At 71.6% G+C, this 15761-nt stretch carries 10 protein-coding genes; 5 read left to right on the forward strand and 5 right to left on the reverse strand.

Annotation, left to right across the window (positions count from 1 at the left end):
* Nucleotides 1-7: 7 nt before the first annotated feature.
* Nucleotides 8-1846 carry a protein kinase gene (locus tag ACIBST_RS12940; protein WP_397171378.1) on the reverse strand — a complete coding sequence of 613 codons (1839 nt, stop codon included), beginning with the start codon at nt 1844-1846 and terminating at the stop codon, nt 8-10.
* Between the two features lie 286 nt (nt 1847-2132).
* Here ACIBST_RS12940 and ACIBST_RS12945 point away from each other — a divergent pair, with 286 nt between their 5' ends.
* Entirely contained in the window at nt 2133-3041 is a 909-nt protein-coding gene (locus tag ACIBST_RS12945; protein ID WP_397171380.1) for a chorismate mutase, read from the forward strand.
* Nucleotides 3042-3137: 96 nt separating this feature from the next.
* Here ACIBST_RS12945 and ACIBST_RS12950 read toward each other — a convergent pair whose 3' ends face one another.
* Both ACIBST_RS12950 and ACIBST_RS12955 read right to left on the reverse strand, forming a co-directional pair.
* Nucleotides 3138-4271 (reverse strand): SGNH/GDSL hydrolase family protein, encoded by a 1134-nt coding sequence (locus ACIBST_RS12950; protein WP_397171382.1) that lies wholly within the window; start codon nt 4269-4271, stop codon nt 3138-3140.
* Between the two features lie 225 nt (nt 4272-4496).
* Nucleotides 4497-5861, reverse strand: a complete 1365-nt coding sequence (locus tag ACIBST_RS12955; protein ID WP_397171384.1) for an amino acid permease — start codon at nt 5859-5861, stop codon at nt 4497-4499.
* Between the two features lie 169 nt (nt 5862-6030).
* Here ACIBST_RS12955 and dnaE point away from each other — a divergent pair, with 169 nt between their 5' ends.
* Complete coding sequence (gene dnaE / locus ACIBST_RS12960) at nt 6031-9558, forward strand: DNA polymerase III subunit alpha (protein ID WP_397171386.1); 3528 nt, start codon at nt 6031-6033, stop codon at nt 9556-9558.
* Between the two features lie 149 nt (nt 9559-9707).
* On the forward strand, nt 9708-11078 hold the full coding sequence (locus tag ACIBST_RS12965) for an amidase (RefSeq protein ID WP_397171388.1): 1371 nt from the start codon (nt 9708-9710) through the stop codon (nt 11076-11078).
* Here the strand turns inward: ACIBST_RS12965 and ACIBST_RS12970 are convergent.
* Complete coding sequence (locus ACIBST_RS12970; RefSeq protein ID WP_397171389.1) at nt 11075-11587, reverse strand: hypothetical protein; 513 nt, start codon at nt 11585-11587, stop codon at nt 11075-11077. The genes ACIBST_RS12965 and ACIBST_RS12970 overlap by 4 nt on opposite strands.
* Before the next feature lie 63 nt (nt 11588-11650).
* Here ACIBST_RS12970 and murA point away from each other — a divergent pair, with 63 nt between their 5' ends.
* Together murA and ACIBST_RS12980 are read left to right on the forward strand one after the other, a co-directional pair.
* Nucleotides 11651-12961, forward strand: coding sequence for a UDP-N-acetylglucosamine 1-carboxyvinyltransferase (gene murA, locus ACIBST_RS12975; protein WP_397171391.1), 1311 nt, complete (start codon nt 11651-11653; stop codon nt 12959-12961).
* Between the two features lie 25 nt (nt 12962-12986).
* On the forward strand, nt 12987-15239 hold the full coding sequence (locus ACIBST_RS12980) for a transglycosylase domain-containing protein (protein ID WP_397171393.1): 2253 nt from the start codon (nt 12987-12989) through the stop codon (nt 15237-15239).
* A 16-nt stretch (nt 15240-15255) separates the two neighbouring features.
* Here the strand turns inward: ACIBST_RS12980 and ybaK are convergent, their stop codons facing one another.
* Entirely contained in the window at nt 15256-15711 is a 456-nt protein-coding gene (gene ybaK / locus ACIBST_RS12985) for a Cys-tRNA(Pro) deacylase (protein WP_397171649.1), read from the reverse strand.
* Nucleotides 15712-15761 lie beyond the last annotated feature (50 nt).

Raw genomic sequence — 15761 nt, forward strand, 5'->3', positions numbered from 1 at the left:
GGGAAGCCTACTTGGCGGGTTTGAAGGTCGCGCTGAACCCCTCGAAGAAGTGGTAGTCCTTCTTCCAGTGGCTGTTGAGGGTGTGCCAGTAGATGGCGTACGCCTTCCCGTTCTCGGTGATGAAGCCGCGGTCGCGCACCCGGGTCTTGCCCGTGTTGGTGTTCCAGGTGAAGTCCCAGTCGGCGGCGGCCTTCATGTAGTCGACCTTCTTGATGCCGATCTTCTTGTAGCCGCCGAAGTTGTGCTTGAGCGACGGCTCCTGCTTCTTCCAGTCCTTGTACGGGTCCTTGCCGGGCTTGGCCGCCTCCTCGATCATCAGGTACGCGTTCGAGGCCGCGCCGGGGCCCTTGAACTTGACCTGACGGCCGCCGCGGTCCCAGACGTTCCAGCCCTTGGGGAGCCCGATGGAGAAGCCGAGCTCCTTGTCCTTGTACATCTTCCAGCCGCTGGGCAGCGGGTCGGACTCCTCCGTCTTGTCCGGCGTGGCCGAGGGCGAGGAGGACGGCGAAGCCGACGGCGTGCTCGTGGCCGGCGGCTTCGACTCGGAGCCCGAGGCGGGCCCGGACGGCGAGGTGTGGGCCTTGGCCGACTGCCTGGCCTGCGGCGGCCTGGACGAGTGGTCCTCGGGGGCCGATCTCAGGCCGAGATAGCCGCCGACCCCGGCGACCAGCACGACCGCCGCGGCGGCCAGCGCGATCGGCCCGAACTTGCGGCCCTCCTGGCGGCTGCCCACCGTGGGCTCGCCGGTGGGCTCGTCGGGGAGCGCGGAGTCCCTGGTCGAGGGTGGGATCCGCCGGCCGGTCTCGACGGGCGGCGGCGTGCCGGCGGCCCTGCCCCTCGGCGTGGGCGCGGGCCTCGGAGCGGTCCGGGGCGCGGGCCGGGACGAGGACCGGGGCGCGGACCGGGGCGGGGGGACGGCCAGGTCGGGGTCGGTGGGGGTGTCGTCCTCGTCCTCGACGGGGTCCGGGGCCGGGACGGCGGCGCGCAGCTTCCGGCTGGGGAAGCGCCTGGTCTCCGCCGGGCTCGACGCGGTGGCGGCCTCGCGCAGCATCCGCGCGGCCTCCTCGTACGTCAGGCGCTGCACCGGCTCCTTGACCAGCAGCCCGCTGATCACCCCGGCCAGCGGCCCGGCGTGCGGCGCGGGGTCGGGCTCGTCGGTCAGGACGGCGTGCATCGTGGCCAGCGCCATGCCGCGCTCGTGCGGCGAGCGGCCCTCCACGGCCGTGTAGAGCGTCGCGCCCAGCGACCACAGGTCGGACTCGCGGCGCGCGGGCAGCCCCTTGAGCCGCTCGGGCGCGATGAAGGCGGGGGTGCCCGCCAGGCCCGTCACGGTGAGCTGCGTCTCGGTCTCCAGCGTGGCGATGCCGAAGTCGGTCAGCACCACCCTGCCGTCGTCGGCCAGCAGCACGTTCTCGGGCTTGACGTCGCGGTGGAGCACCCCGGCCTCGTGCGCCCGGTGCAGCGCGTCGAGCACGGCGACGCCGATCTCGGCCACCCGCTCGGGCGGCAGCGGCCCCTCCTGCTTGATCACCGCCCCCAGGGAGCGCGACTGGACCAGCTGCATGACGATCCAGGGCCGGCCGTCCTCCTCGATCACGTCGTGGACGACGATCACGTTGGGGTGCTCGAACCTGGCCGCGGCCCGCGCCTCGCGCATCGTGCGCCGGTTGAGCAGCTGCACCTCGTCGCCCAGGGCAGCGGCGTAACGGACTTCCTTGATGGCGACGGTGCGGTCGAGGAGCTCGTCGTGGGCGCGCCAGACGATGCCCATGCCGCCCTTGCCGATGGGCTCCAGCAGCTCGTACCGGCCGGCGATGCGGCGTCCGTCCTGCTTGCGATCCGACATCAACGGCCTCAAACCCTCCCTCTCGGCCAAGAAATACTCCCATAGCGAGGGATCATCGGCGACTCGCCGGAAGGTCAGTCCGCCATATGAGAAGGAACGTCCAGCAGGTGGAGGCGGGTGTAAGGTTTCAGACATGACTTGTCGCTACATCTTTACCGAGCCGGCTCCGGGAGGGCCGGTCGTCAGCTAGCGACCACCTGGAGTCGGCACAAGGCAGAGACGCCCCGTCTCTGCCTTTTGGTTTTTCCTGCCGGCTTCGCTGGGCCGGCCCGAGTGGGGAGTCGAGATGACATCGACCTTGGAGCGGCACATGGTGACGATCGGCGGGCTGCGCGTGGGTCACGGCCCGGCCGTGGTGATCGGCGGGCGGGTGAGCCTGCGCCCGCATCGGGGGCAGGTCGACGCGCGTGAGGCGCTGGGGGAGCGGGCCACGCTGGTGGAGCCGTACTCGGCGGCCGACCTGCCGGCGATCGCGGCGCTGGCCGACGCCGTGGTGGTGGGGGCCACGTGGACGCGCGACATCCCGCTGGTGCGGGCCGCGGCCGGGCTCGGGCTGCCGGTGGTGGTCGAGCGGCGGCCGTCGGCGTCGGTGGAGGAGTGGGTGGGCCTGGCCGGCTACTGCGCGGCCGAGGGGAACGACCAGGTGGTCCTGTGCGAGGGGGGCCGGCTCGACCTCGGGGTGCTGCGGGCGGCGCGGGCCGCGTCGGGGCGTCCGGTGCTGGCCGACGTCTCGCGCGACCCGGGGCTGGCGGCGGCGGCCGTGGCGGCGGGCGCCGACGGCCTCGTGATCGCCGGGCCCGGCGGCTCGGGCACCTCTGGCGGCTCCGGTGGCTCGGGCGCGTCCGGGCGCGGGGAGGAGGCTGCGGACGTGCGGGCGGCCGAGGAGGCCGTGACGCTGGTCGGCGCGTTGCTGCGGCCCGAGTCGCCGGAGACGCTGGCCGAGTGCCGGGAGGCGATCGACCGGGTCGACGCGGCGCTGGCGACCCTCCTGGAGCGGCGCGCCGCCCTGGCGGGCGTCGTGCAGCGGCTCAAGCCGGTGGGCGGGTTCGCCGGACGGGACCTGGCGCGGGAGCGTGCGCTGGTGGCCCGGATGGCGACGCGGGCCCCCCAACTGGGCGAGGAGCGGCTGGCGGCCGTCATGAACGCCGTCATCGAAGCGGGCCTCCACCTGGCAGAGGAACGCGCCCGCCGCTGATCCCTCATCCAGCCCGCTCTGAGCCACCCCCGAGCCGCGGGTGGGCCACCTGCCCGTCCGGGGACCGGACGTCGTGCGGGGGCGTGCATTGGGGGCTCAGGGGGTGGTGAGGTGGTAGTTGTGCAACGGGCGGCCGGGGCCGGTGGCGATCTGGTGGTTGATCAGCTCGGCGAAGCGGCGGTAGCCGTCGCCGGTGGGGTGGAAGCTGCGGGCGTTGACGGTCAGCGGGTCCATGTCGACGGCCAGGCTGTTGAGGTACGGCTGCGGCGTGCCGGCCTCGTGGCCCGTGAACGCCTCGTAGGCGTCGACGTACTCGACGCTGCCGGGGGCGCCGAGGCCGGCCAGGCCGCGGTCGTGCTCGGCCGCGACGGCGCCGACCGTGTCGTTGAGCTTGCGCGTGACGGTGTTGAGCCACCGCTGGTCGGCCACGCTCAGGTTGTCGACCGTGCGGACGGGCGAGGCGGGGAACGGCCTGGGGTAGCCGAGAACGATGACCCGGGCCCCCGGCGCGCGGGCGCGCAGCTCGCCGAGCACCCTGGTCAGGCTCGGCCGCAGCTCGGCGATGCGCCGGGCGACCGCGGCGTCCTGGTCGACGCAGGCCGACGACCAGGGCAGCTTGACGATGCACCCGGTCAGGACGTCGGTGAACCCGGCGTCGTTGCCGCCGATGCTCAGCGTCACCAGGGTGGCCGACGGGCCGACGCGGGTGATCTGGGGCTGCTGGCCGTACTGGCCGGACAGGAGCTGGCGGGTGGTGGCGCCGCTGCAGGCGTAGAAGGCGCTGCCGCCGGTGAACGGGTGTGCCTTCGCCACCAGCGGGACGTAGGAGCCGCGGGCGCGGTGGCAGCGGTCGGCGCCGTCGTTGACCGGGCCGGCGTCCTGCTCGTAAACGCCCTCGCCGGAGGAGTAGGAGTCGCCGAGCGCGACGTACGTGCCGCTCAGCGCGGCCTGGACGGGCGTCAGCCGGGTCAGCCGCGGCAGGTCGCCGCGCGGCTCCTGCAGCGGCCCCGACGGGCAGCCGGGGGAGAGCACGGCGCAGGCGAGCTTCGGGTAGACGCCCAGCGGCACGCCGATCAGCGCGAGCGCGGCACCCGCCGCCGCCGCGGCCGCCACCGCGACCCGCCATCCGGCCCCCCGCCGCTCCCGCCCCCGCCGCTCCGCCCCGACCCCGGCTCCGACCGGGGCCGAGGGCACGGCGCCGGGCTCGATGGCGGGCTCGATGGCGGGCATCGCGGGAAGCATGGTGGCGGGCATGGCGGCGGGCACCGTGGCGGTGGCGGCCCCGACGGTGTCCGGCGACCCGGCGACGGGCTCAGCGGTGTCCGGCGGCCCGGTGACGGGCCCGGTGGCGTTCGGTGGCTTGGGGGTGGGGGTGGCGGGTGCCGTACGGCCGAGTGTGTCGTCCAGCTTGTCCAGTTTGGCCTCCCCCGAGTGGCGAATCCTGCCCGGACGAGACTAACCCGCCTCCTGCGCGGCCTCCCGCGTCCGGCGGCGGCGGCGTACCATCAGCCAGCCGAGCGCGATGCCCGCGACCAGGGCCGGGATGAGGAAGAAGGCCACCCGCTGATCGCGGTCGGCGAACGGCATCAGCAGGATCACCAGCGCCAGGAACCCGAGCGTCAGCCAGTTGGTGTACGGCGAGCCCGGCATCGGGAACGCCGACCGGTGCCCGGTGGCGCGCAGCCGCGTCTGGCAATGGACCAGCACCCCCCACGTGGTGATCACCCCCAGCGAGGCGACCGCCGTGGCGATGTTGAAGGCGCGCTCGGGCAGGTAGTAGAACAGCGCCACGCCGCCGAGGAACATGGCCGCGGTGAACACGATCCCGCCGATCGGCACGTGCCGGGAGCTGAGCGTGGCGGCGAAGGCGGGGGCCTCCCGCTTGGTGGCCATCGACCGCAGGATGCGCCCGGTGGCGTACAGGCCCGAGTTGCAGGACGAGAGCGCGGCCGTGATCACCACGAGGTTCATCGCGTCGGCCGCCCAGGGCACCCCGAGCCCGGCGAAGAACGTGACGAACGGCGAGGTGCCGGCGCTGTAGGCCGTCCAGGGCAGGACCATCGCCAGCAGCAGCACCGAGCCCACGTAGAAGATCGCGATGCGCCAGATGACGCCGTTGATCGCCCGCGGCATGACCTCGTGCGGCCGGGCGGTCTCGCCGGCGGTGATGCCGACCAGCTCGATCGAGGCGTAGGCGAACACCACCGACTGCAGGCTCATCAGCACCAGCGGGAAGCCGGTGGGGAAGAAGCCGCCGTGCGCGACCAGGTTGCGCGGCCCGGCCTCGCCGACGGCGAAGACCACCAGCACCAGCGCGACCACCAGGAAGATCACGATGGCCAGCACCTTGAGCATCGCGAACCAGAACTCCAGCTCGCCGAACAGGCGGACCGACAGCAGGTTGACCACCAGCACGAACCCCAGCGCGAGCAGCGCGGTCAGCCACTGGGGGAAGCCGCCGGCCCAGTAGTGGACGTACGCGGCGATGGCGGTCAGCTCGGCGATGCCGGTGAAGGCCCAGTTGACCCAGTACATCCAGCCGCTGGCGAAGGCCGCCCACGGGCCGATGAACTCGCCGGCGTACTCGACGAAGGACCCCGAGGCCGGGCGGTAGAGCACCAGCTCGCCGAGCGCCCGCATGACGAAGAAGGCGGCCAGCCCGGCGGTGGCGTAGGAGAGCACGAGCGCGGGCCCGGTGGCGGCCAGGCGGCCGCCCGCGCCGAGGAAGAGGCCGACCCCGATCGCGCCGCCGATCGCGATCATCTGGATCTGGCGGTTGCCCAGCGCGTGGCTGTACCCCTCGTCGGACTGCGTGCGCACCCGGTGTCTCCTTCATTACTTTGCGTGAGGGAGACGATATCGAGGCCGGTGGCCGCGACGCTTCCGGCGCGCCGGGTTCGCGGGGCGCGCGAGGCGGCTCCGGGATGTCGGTCAGGCCCACTAGAGTCGGAGCGCACCATCGCATCCAGACCCGGGGAGGCGCCGCTCCATGTCGTCCAGCGACTCGTTCGTCCATCTGCATGTGCACACCGAATACTCCATGCTCGACGGGGCCGCCCGGCTCAAGCAGATGTTCAAACAGGTCGGCGACCTGGGCATGCCCGCCATCGCGATCACCGACCACGGCAACATGCACGGCGCGTACGACTTCTACCGGCAGGCCACGGGCGCCGGCATCAAGCCGATCATCGGCATCGAGGCCTACGTCGCGCCGGAGCTGCGGCACAACAAGAAGCCCGTGCTGTGGGGCGAGCCGCACCAGAAGAAGGACGACGTCTCGGCGGGTGGCTACTACACCCACATGACGATCTGGGCGCGCAACAAGACCGGCCTGCACAACCTGATGAAGCTCAGCTCGCGCGCCTACACCGAGGGCTTCGTGCGCAAGTGGGCCCGCATGGACGCCGAGATCCTGGCCGAGCACGCCGACGGCCTGATGGCCACCACCGGCTGCCCGTCGGGCGAGGTGCAGACGAGGCTGCGGCTCGGCCAGTACGACGAGGCCCTCAAGGCCGCCGCGAAATATCAGGAAATCTTCGGCAAGGACAATTTCTTCCTGGAGATCATGGACCACGGCCTCGACATCGAGCGCCGGGTCCGCGACGGCCTGACCCGCATCAGCAAAGAGCTCGCCATCCCGCCGCTGGTGACCAACGACTCCCACTACACCTACGAGTCCGACGCCGCCTCCCACGACGCCCTCCTGTGCATCCAGACCGGCAAGCAGCTGTCCGACCCCGACCGCTTCCGCTTCGACGGGTCCGGCTACTACATCAAGACCGCCGACGAGATGCGCGCCGTCGACTCCTCCGACCTGTGGGCCGAGGGCTGCCGCAACACGCTGCTGGTGGCCGAGAAGGTCGATCCGACCGGGTTCTTCGAGTTCAAGAACCTCATGCCCACCTACCCCATCCCCGACGGCATGACGGAGAGCGAGTTCTTCCGCAAGACCGTCTGGGAGGGCATGGACCGCCGCTGGCCCGAGGGCTACGACGACGAGCACAAGCGGCAGGCCGACTACGAGATCGGCATCATCGAGCAGATGGGCTTCCCGAGCTACTTCCTCGTGGTCGCCGACTTCATCATGTGGGCCAAGCAGAACGGCATCCCGGTCGGCCCGGGCCGTGGCTCGGCGGCCGGCTCGCTGGTGGCGTACGCGATGGGCATCACCGACCTCGACCCGCTCCCGCACGGCCTGATCTTCGAGCGCTTCCTCAACCCCGACCGCGTCTCCATGCCCGACGTCGACATCGACTTCGACGAGCGCAGGCGCGGCGACGTGATCCGCTACGTGACCGAGAAGTGGGGCGCCGACAAGGTCGCCATGATCGCCACGTTCGGCACCATCAAGGCGAAGGCCGCCATCAAGGACGCCGGTCGCGTCCTGGGCTATCCCTACGCGCTGGGCGACAAGGTGTCCAAGGCGTTCCCGCCGGCCGTGATGGGCAAGGACATCCCGCTGTCGGGCATCTTCGACAAGGACCACCCGCGCTACAACGAGGCCGGCGAGCTGCGCCGGCTCTACGAGGAAGACGTCGACGTCAAGGCGACGATGGACCTCGGCAAGGGCCTGGAGGGCCTGATCAGGCAGACGGGCGTGCACGCCGCCGGCGTGATCATGTCCCGCGAGGTGATCACCGACCACATCCCGATCATGCGCCGCGACTCCGACGGCGCGATCATCACGCAGTTCGACTACCCGACCTGCGAGACGCTCGGCCTGCTGAAGATGGACTTCCTGGGCCTGCGCAACCTCACGATCATCGACGACTGCCTGAAGATGATCGAGTCCACCACCGGCGAGCAGATCGACCTGCTGAAGCTGCCGCTCGACGACCGCAAGACGTACGAGCTGCTGGGCAGGGGCGACACGCTGGGCGTGTTCCAGCTCGACGGCGGCGGCATGCGCTCGCTGCTGCGGCTGATGAAGCCCGACAACTTCGAGGACATCTCGGCCGTCGGCGCCCTCTACCGTCCCGGCCCGATGGGCGCCAACTCCCACACCAACTACGCCCTGCGCAAGAACGGCCAGCAGGAGATCACCCCGATCCATCCGGAGTTCAAGGAGTCGCTGGCCGAGATCCTCGACACGACCTACGGCCTGATCGTCTATCAGGAGCAGGTCATGGCCATCGCGCAGAAGGTCGCCGGGTTCTCGCTCGGCAAAGCCGACCTGCTGCGCCGGGCGATGGGCAAGAAGAAGAAGGCCGAGCTGGACAAACAGTTCGAGTCCTTCGAGAGCGGCATGAAGGACAACGGCTACTCCTCCGAGGCCGTCAAGACGCTCTGGGACATCCTGCTGCCCTTCTCCGACTACGCCTTCAACAAGGCCCACTCGGCGGCCTACGGCCTGGTCTCCTACTGGACGGCCTACCTCAAGGCCAACCACCCGGCCGCGTACATGGCGGCGCTGCTGTCGAGCGTCAAGGACGACAAGGACAAGTCGGCCCTCTACCTCAACGAGTGCCGCCGCATGGGCATCAAGGTGTTCCCGCCGGACGTCAACGACTCCGACTTCGACTTCACCCCGCGCGGCACCGACATCCGCTTCGGCCTGTCGGCGGTGCGCAACGTCGGCGGCAACGTCGTCGACGGCATCATCGCGGCGCGCAAGTCCAAGGGCCGCTTCGCCGACTTCAAGGACTTCCTGCGCAAGGTGCCCGCGATCGTGTGCAACAAGCGCGTGATCGAGTCGCTGGTCAAGGCCGGGGCCTTCGACTCGCTCGGCCATGTGCGCAAGGGCCTGGTCATGGTGCACGAGCAGGCCGTCGACGCGATCATCGACATCAAGAAGAACGAGGCCATCGGCCAGGACTCCCTGTTCGGCGCGATCGACGGCGGCGAGGACCAGACCTTCGACGTGCAGATCCCGCCCGGGGAGTGGGACAAGAACACGCTGCTGCAGTTCGAGCGGGAGATGCTCGGCCTCTACGTCTCCGACCACCCGCTGTTCGGCGTGGAGCACATCCTGGCCGCGGGGGCCGACTGCTCGATCGCCGCCGTCCAGGACGAGAGCCGGGCCGACGGGCAGGTCGTGACGCTGGGCGGCATCCTGAGCGGGGTGCAGCGCAAGGTCACCAAGAAGGGTGACACGTGGGTGCTCACCCAGCTCGAAGACCTCGAAGGCGCGATCGAGGTGATGATCTTCCCGTCGGCGTACCAGCTGTGCTCGACGATCCTGGCCGAGGACGCGATCGTCTTCGTCAAGGGGCGCATCGACAAGCGGGAGGACGTCGCGAAGATCATCGCCATGGAGGTGACCGCGCCCGACCTGACCCAGGAGGCGGGCGGGCCGCTGCTGGTGAGCCTGCCGCTGACCCGGTGCACGCCGCCGGTGGTCGGGCGGCTGAAGGAGATCCTCACCACGCATCCGGGCACCTCGGAGGTGCACCTCCAGGTGCACAACGGCCCGAAGACGACCGTCATGCGGGTCGACGACCGCCTGCGGGTGTCGCCGTCACCGGCGCTGATGGGCGACCTCAAGCAGCTCCTCGGCCCGGCCTGCCTGGGCGCCTGACCCTCTGCGGACTCCCCGGCCGGCCCGTCCCGGCGCCTGACCGCGCCGAGGCTCCCCGGCCTGTCTTGTGCGTGGATGCCAAGGCGGGCGGGGGAGGTGGGCAAAGGTCGCCGTCGTGTCCCGGCGCGCGGGTGGGGCAGGATCGCAGGGTGAGCGAACTGCACTACCTGACCGCGACCGAGATGGCCCGCCTGATCAGGGCCGGGCAGGTGAGCGCCGTCGAGCTGCTCCAGGCCCACCTCGACCGCATCGAGCAGGTCAACCCCCGGGTCAACGCCATCGTGACGCTGGTGGCCGAGCGGGCGCTGGAGGCGGCCAGGGCGGCCGACGCGGCCGAGCCCGAGGGGCCGCTGCACGGCGTCCCGGTGGCCCACAAGGACCTGGTGGACACCGCGGGCATCCGCACCACGTACGGTTCGCCGCTGTTCGCGCGGAACGTCCCCGACAAGGACGACCTGATCGTGCGCCGCCTGCGCGCCGCCGGGGCGATCACGATCGGCAAGACCAACACGCCCGAGTTCGGCACCGGCTCGCACACCGTCAACGAGGTCTTCGGCGCCACCAGGAACCCCTACGACCTGGCCAGGTCGGCCGGCGGCAGCAGCGGCGGGGCCGCGGCGGCCCTGGCCACCGGCATGGTCCCGCTGGCCGACGGCTCCGACATGGGCGGCTCGCTGCGCAACCCCGCCTCGTTCTGCAACGTCGTGGGCCTGCGCCCCACGCCGGGGCGCGTCCCCGACCCCTCCGACACGGCCGCCTGGTACACGCTGGCCGTGCCGGGGCCGATGGCGCGCACGGTCGAGGACCTCACGCTGATGCTCGGGGCCGTCGCCGGGTTCGACGCCCGCTCGCCGTACGCGATCAAGGAGACCTTCGCGCCCGAGCCCGAGCAGGGGGTGCGCGGGATGCGGGTGGCGTGGAGCCCCGACCTGGGCGGGCTGCCCGTCGACCCGCGCACGGCCGCGGTGACCGCGACGGCGCCGGCCGTGTTCGAGGCGCTGGGGGCGCACGTGGAGCAGGTCGCGCTCGACCTGTCCGACGCCGAGGACGCCTTCCGGATCTACCGCGCCTGGTACTACGCGCTGTCCTTCGGCGACCTGACCGGCCTCGGCCCCAACACGAGCTGGAACGTCGAGCGCGGCCGCACGGTCACCGGCGCCGACCTGGCCCGCGCCGAACGGCTGCGCAGCGGCCTCTACCAGCGCATGGCCGGCTTCTTCGACACCTACGACGTGCTCATCGCGCCGGTCAGCCAGGTGCCGCCGTTCCCGGTGGAGCAGCCGCACGTGAGCGAGATCAACGGCGAAAGGCTGCCCGACTACCTGGCCTGGATGCGCTCGGCGTACTGGATCAGCGTGCTGCACGCGCCGGCGGCCTCGGTGCCGGCCGGGTTCACGCCCGAGGGGCTGCCGGTCGGGGTGCAGATCGTCGGGCGGCCGTTCGCCGACGCCAGGGTGCTGCGCGTGGCCCGCGCGTTCGAGCAGGCCACCGGCCACGGCCTGCGCCGCCCGCCGGTCTAGGGCTCGATGCCGTACGGGTGCCGCAACGGCGACTCGCGGTAGCCGTGCATGCCCTCCAGCAGCCCGAACAGGCCGACCGCGAGCAGCGGCCAGGCCACCAGCACCCCTTCGGCGGTCAGCTTCAGCGCTCCCGGGACGATCCGCACCCCGGGCTCGGCCGCGGCCTCCACCGCCACCGCGCCGACCGTGAACGTGGACCCGGCCCACAACGTGAGGAAGCTGCCCGCCACCCCGCCCGCGCACAGCCCGAGCAGCACCGCCAGCATCCAGCGCCGCCCGGCGAACCACGCCAGACCGCCGCAGAGCAGCCCCAGCGCGCCCGTGATCACCGCGAACCAGCCGTCGGCCGCGATCAACGCCTGCGTGGTGAGGTCGGCCAGCACCAGGCCGTGCTCGGTCACCTGGTACGGAGCCCGCGGCGAGATCGCGGACCAGCTCAGCCCGGCGGCGACCCCGAGAGTGGCGAGTATGAGGACAGTTACCGCAAAAGCGCGTACTTCCCTCGTCACGCCATTCCCCCTCACAACTGCATCCGAACCAGCTCGATGGTATCTCCCGGTTAGGCTCGCTTCGTGATTGCAGAAGAGGTCTGGCTGATCGAGCCCTCCGGCCCCCTCCGCGGGGACGTCGTCGTACGGGGCTCCAAGAACGGTGTGTCCAAGCACATGGTCGCCGCCATGCTGGGCAATGGCGAGAGCAGCATCCACAACGCCCCCGACGTGGGCGAGGTGGGCATCACCGCGGCGATGCTGGAGGCGCTCGGCATCCACGTCGAGATCGCCGGTCCCGAGATCCGCATCGAGCGCGGGGCGGAGATCAGGCCGCGGGTGCCCGACGCGTTCACCGGGCTCAACCGCATCCCCATCCTCATGCTCGGGCCGTTGCTGCACCTGGCGGGGGAGGCGTTCGTGCCGCTGGTCGGCGGCGACCCGATCGGGCGGCGGCCGGTGAACTTCCACGTGGAGGCGTTGCGCTCGATGGGGGCCGAGGTGGAGGTGGGCGACACCGGCATCTCGGCCAAGGCCAAGCGGCTCAACGGGGCCCGGCTCGAACTGCCGTACCCCAGCGTGGGGGCGACGGAGACGATCCTCATGTCGGCGGTGCTGGCCGAGGGCAAGACCGTGCTGAAGAACGCCGCCATGGAGCCCGAGGTGGTGGAGCTGGCGCTGTTCCTGCAGCGCATGGGCGCCCGGATCGAGCTGTCGCCCGACCGCCGGATCGTCATCGAGGGCGTCGACCACCTGCGCGGCGCCTCCACCTGGCTGAACGGCGACCGCATCGAGGCGTTCTCCTACCTGGCGGCCGGGCTGATCACCGGGGGCGAGGTGCGCGTGCACGGCTGCCCCCAGGACCGCCTGGTCACCGCGATCACCACGCTGGCCAGGATGGGCGCCCGGTTCGACATCAACGACGAGTACCTGTGCGCCACCGCCCCGCCCGAGGGGCTGCGCTCGGCGGCCGTGCAGACCGACACCCACCCCGGCTTCATGACTGACTGGCAGACCCCGCTCATGGTGCTGTTCACGCAGAGCCAGGGCATGTCGGTGCTGCACGAGACGGTCTTCGAGAACCGTCTGGTCTACGTGCCCGCGCTGCAGCGGATGGGCTGCGAGATCGAGGTGTTCGACCAGTGCCTGGGCGGGCCTGCCTGCCGTTACCACGACACCAACGCCCGGCACTCGGCCGTGGTGCGCGGCGTCTCCAAGCTCAGGGGCGCCGACGTGACGCTGCCCGACATCCGGGCCGGGTTCTCGGCCGTGCTGGCCGCCGCGGTGGCCGACGGGACGTCCACGCTGCGCGGCGTGCACCACATCGAGCGGGGCTACCACCGGCCGTACGAGCAGTTCGCCTCGCTTGGTCTGAACATCCGAAGAGAACGGTAAAGACCGAGGAAGTGGGCGTTTGCCGATGATCTGCTGGTTGCAGATCATCTGCGTGACCGTACTCAGATCCATCGGTGGCCTCGCCATGGCGGGGGCGCTCGGCGGGGTGCTGGCGGCGGCACTGGCCGTTCCCGTGGTGAGCGGCGGCGGCCTGGCCGCCAAGAACGTCGCCGACACCTTCGTCGACCTGCCGCCCGCGCCCCGCGAGGAGCCCCTGGCGCAGGTGACCAGGCTGCTGGACAAGGACGGCAGGCAGTTCGCCCAGTTCTACGAGGCCAACAGGACGGCCGTGCCGCTCGCGTCCGTGGCGCCCATGATGCGCAAGGCCATCGTGGCCATCGAGGACGCCCGCTTCTACGAGCACGGCGGCCTCGACGTCCGGGGCACGTTGCGGGCGCTGCTCACCAACACGCAGGCGGGCGGCATCCGGCAGGGCGGCTCGTCGCTGACGCAGCAGCTCGTCAAGAACATCCTGGTCGAGAGCGCACGCACCGACGCTGAACGGGACAAGGCGCGCGCCCCCAACCTGGCCCGCAAGATCACCGAACTGCGGTACGCGATGGCCCTGGAACACAAGTACCGCAAGGACGAGATCCTTGAGCGTTACCTCAACATCGCCTACTTCGGCGCCGGCGCCCACGGGGTTGAGGCGGCGGCCCGGCGCTTCTTCTCCACCACCGCCTCCAAGCTGACACTGACCCAGGCGGCCACGCTGGCGGGGGCGGTGCGGATGCCGTACTCGACCGATCCCTCGCTCGGCCGCTCGCACCAGGCGCGGCTGAAGGAGCGGCGCGACCTCGTGCTGGACCGGATGGCCGGGCTCAAGCTGATCACGCAGGCCCAGGCCGGCGCCGCCAAGAGCACGCCGCTGGCGCTGCGGCTGCGGCCCGAGCCGGGCGGCTGCGGGCAGAGCCCGTACCCCTATTACTGCCTGTACGTCCAGAACGAGATGTTGTCGAACCCGGCGTTCGGCAACACCCCGGCCGAGCGGCGGGCCAGGATGGCCAGGGGCGGCCTGGTGATCAGGACCGGCCTCGACCCGGTCGCGCAGCGCGCGGCCGAGCGCGCGATCCGGCGGCACGTCTCGCCGGAGGACACCGAGGTGGCCGCGGAGGCCATGATCGAGCCCGGCACCGGCCGGATCAGGGCGATGGCGGCCAGCAAGGAGTTCGGCCGCAACCGCGGCAACAAGAAGAACGGCCCGAGGACCACCTTCAACCTGCCCGCCGACGTGGCGCACGGCGGCGGCCAGGGCTTTCAGGCGGGCTCGACGTTCAAGGTCTTCACCCTGGCCACGGCGTTGCAGCAGGGCTGGCGGTTCGGCGACGGCTTCCAGACGCCGGGCGAGCTGGTGCCCGCGCAGGGCTACCGCAACTGCGCCGGCCGCCCGGTCAACGACCCCGGCACGCGCATTCTCAACGCCAGCGGCGAGGGCTCGGGCGGCCCGCACAGCATCGAGACGGGCACCTGGAAGTCGGTGAACATCTTCTACATGATGCTGGAGCGCAAGGTCGGGCTCTGCAACGTGGTCAAGACGGCCAGGGCCCTCGGGGCGGTGCGGGCCGACGGCAGGCCGCTGCGCGAGGTGCCGACGTTCACACTGGGCGTCAACGAGATGGACCCGGTGACGGTCGCGGGGGCCTTCGCCACGTTCGCGGCCCGCGGCGTGCACTGCCGGCCGCTGGCGATCGTGGAGATCACCGACCGGAGCGGCCGGCGCGCGCACGTGCCGCCGTCCTGCGAGCAGGTCATGGAACGGCCGGTCGCCGACGCGGTCAACCACGTCCTGTCCGGGGTGTTCGACAAGGGCACCATGCAGGGGCAGAGCATCGGCCGCCCGGCCGCCGGCAAGACCGGCACCAACAACGGCTACACCTCGGCCTGGTTCGCCGGGTACACGCCGGACCTGGCCGCGGCGGTGAGCCTGGGCGACATCCGGGGCTCCTACCGCTACCCGCTCCAGGGCGTGCAGATCGGCGACCAGTACTACGGCGCCGTGCAGGGGGCGTCGCTGCCCGGCCCGATCTGGGTGGAGTCGATGCAGCAGGCCCTGGAGAACACCGGGCCGAGAGGGTTCCCCGGGCCGGACATGGGCCGGTTCGGCGGCGGGTTCACGCCCGGCCTGAAGGAGGCCGAGGCGCTGGAGCAGGACAAGAAGAAGAACCGGCGGCAGGGCGAGCGCGCGTTCTTCCGGCACCACCGGCGGCTGTTCGAGTGGCTGCTCGGGCAGGGCCCGCCCGACCCGTCGTTCCGCCGCCCGCGCCACCGCTCCCGGTAGCCGCCCGGCGGGAGGCTCAGCCCGCCTTGCCGATGGGGGCGGTGACCGCGCGGGTGAGGGTGATCAGGTTGTCGGGGCCGGTCTCGATCTGGAGCCCGCGCCGGCCGGCCGAGAAGTAGATCGTCTCGTGGTCGAGCGCCGAGGAGTCGACCACGGTGGGAAGCTGCTTGCGCTGGCCGAGCGGGCTGATGCCGCCCACCACGTAGCCGGTCACCCGCTCGACCTTGGCCGCCTCGGCCATGGCGGCCCGCTTGCCGCCCAGCGCCGAGGCCAGGGCCTTGAGGTCGAGCTTGCCCGACACCGGCACGACCGCCACCGCGAGGCCGCTGTCGGTCTCGGCGACCAGGGTCTTGAAGATGCGGTCGTAGGGCACGCCGAGCGCGTCGGCCGCCTCCTCGCCGTACGCCTGGGCGCTCGGGTCGTGGTCGTAGGGGTGGAGCGTGAAGTCGGCCTTGGCCTTGGTCAGCGCCATGGTGGCCGGGGTGCCGCCGCCCTTGCCTTTCGTTTTGCTCACGTCTGACA

Source organism: Nonomuraea sp. NPDC049684 (assembly GCF_044465345.1).
GTDB lineage: Bacteria > Actinomycetota > Actinomycetes > Streptosporangiales > Streptosporangiaceae > Nonomuraea.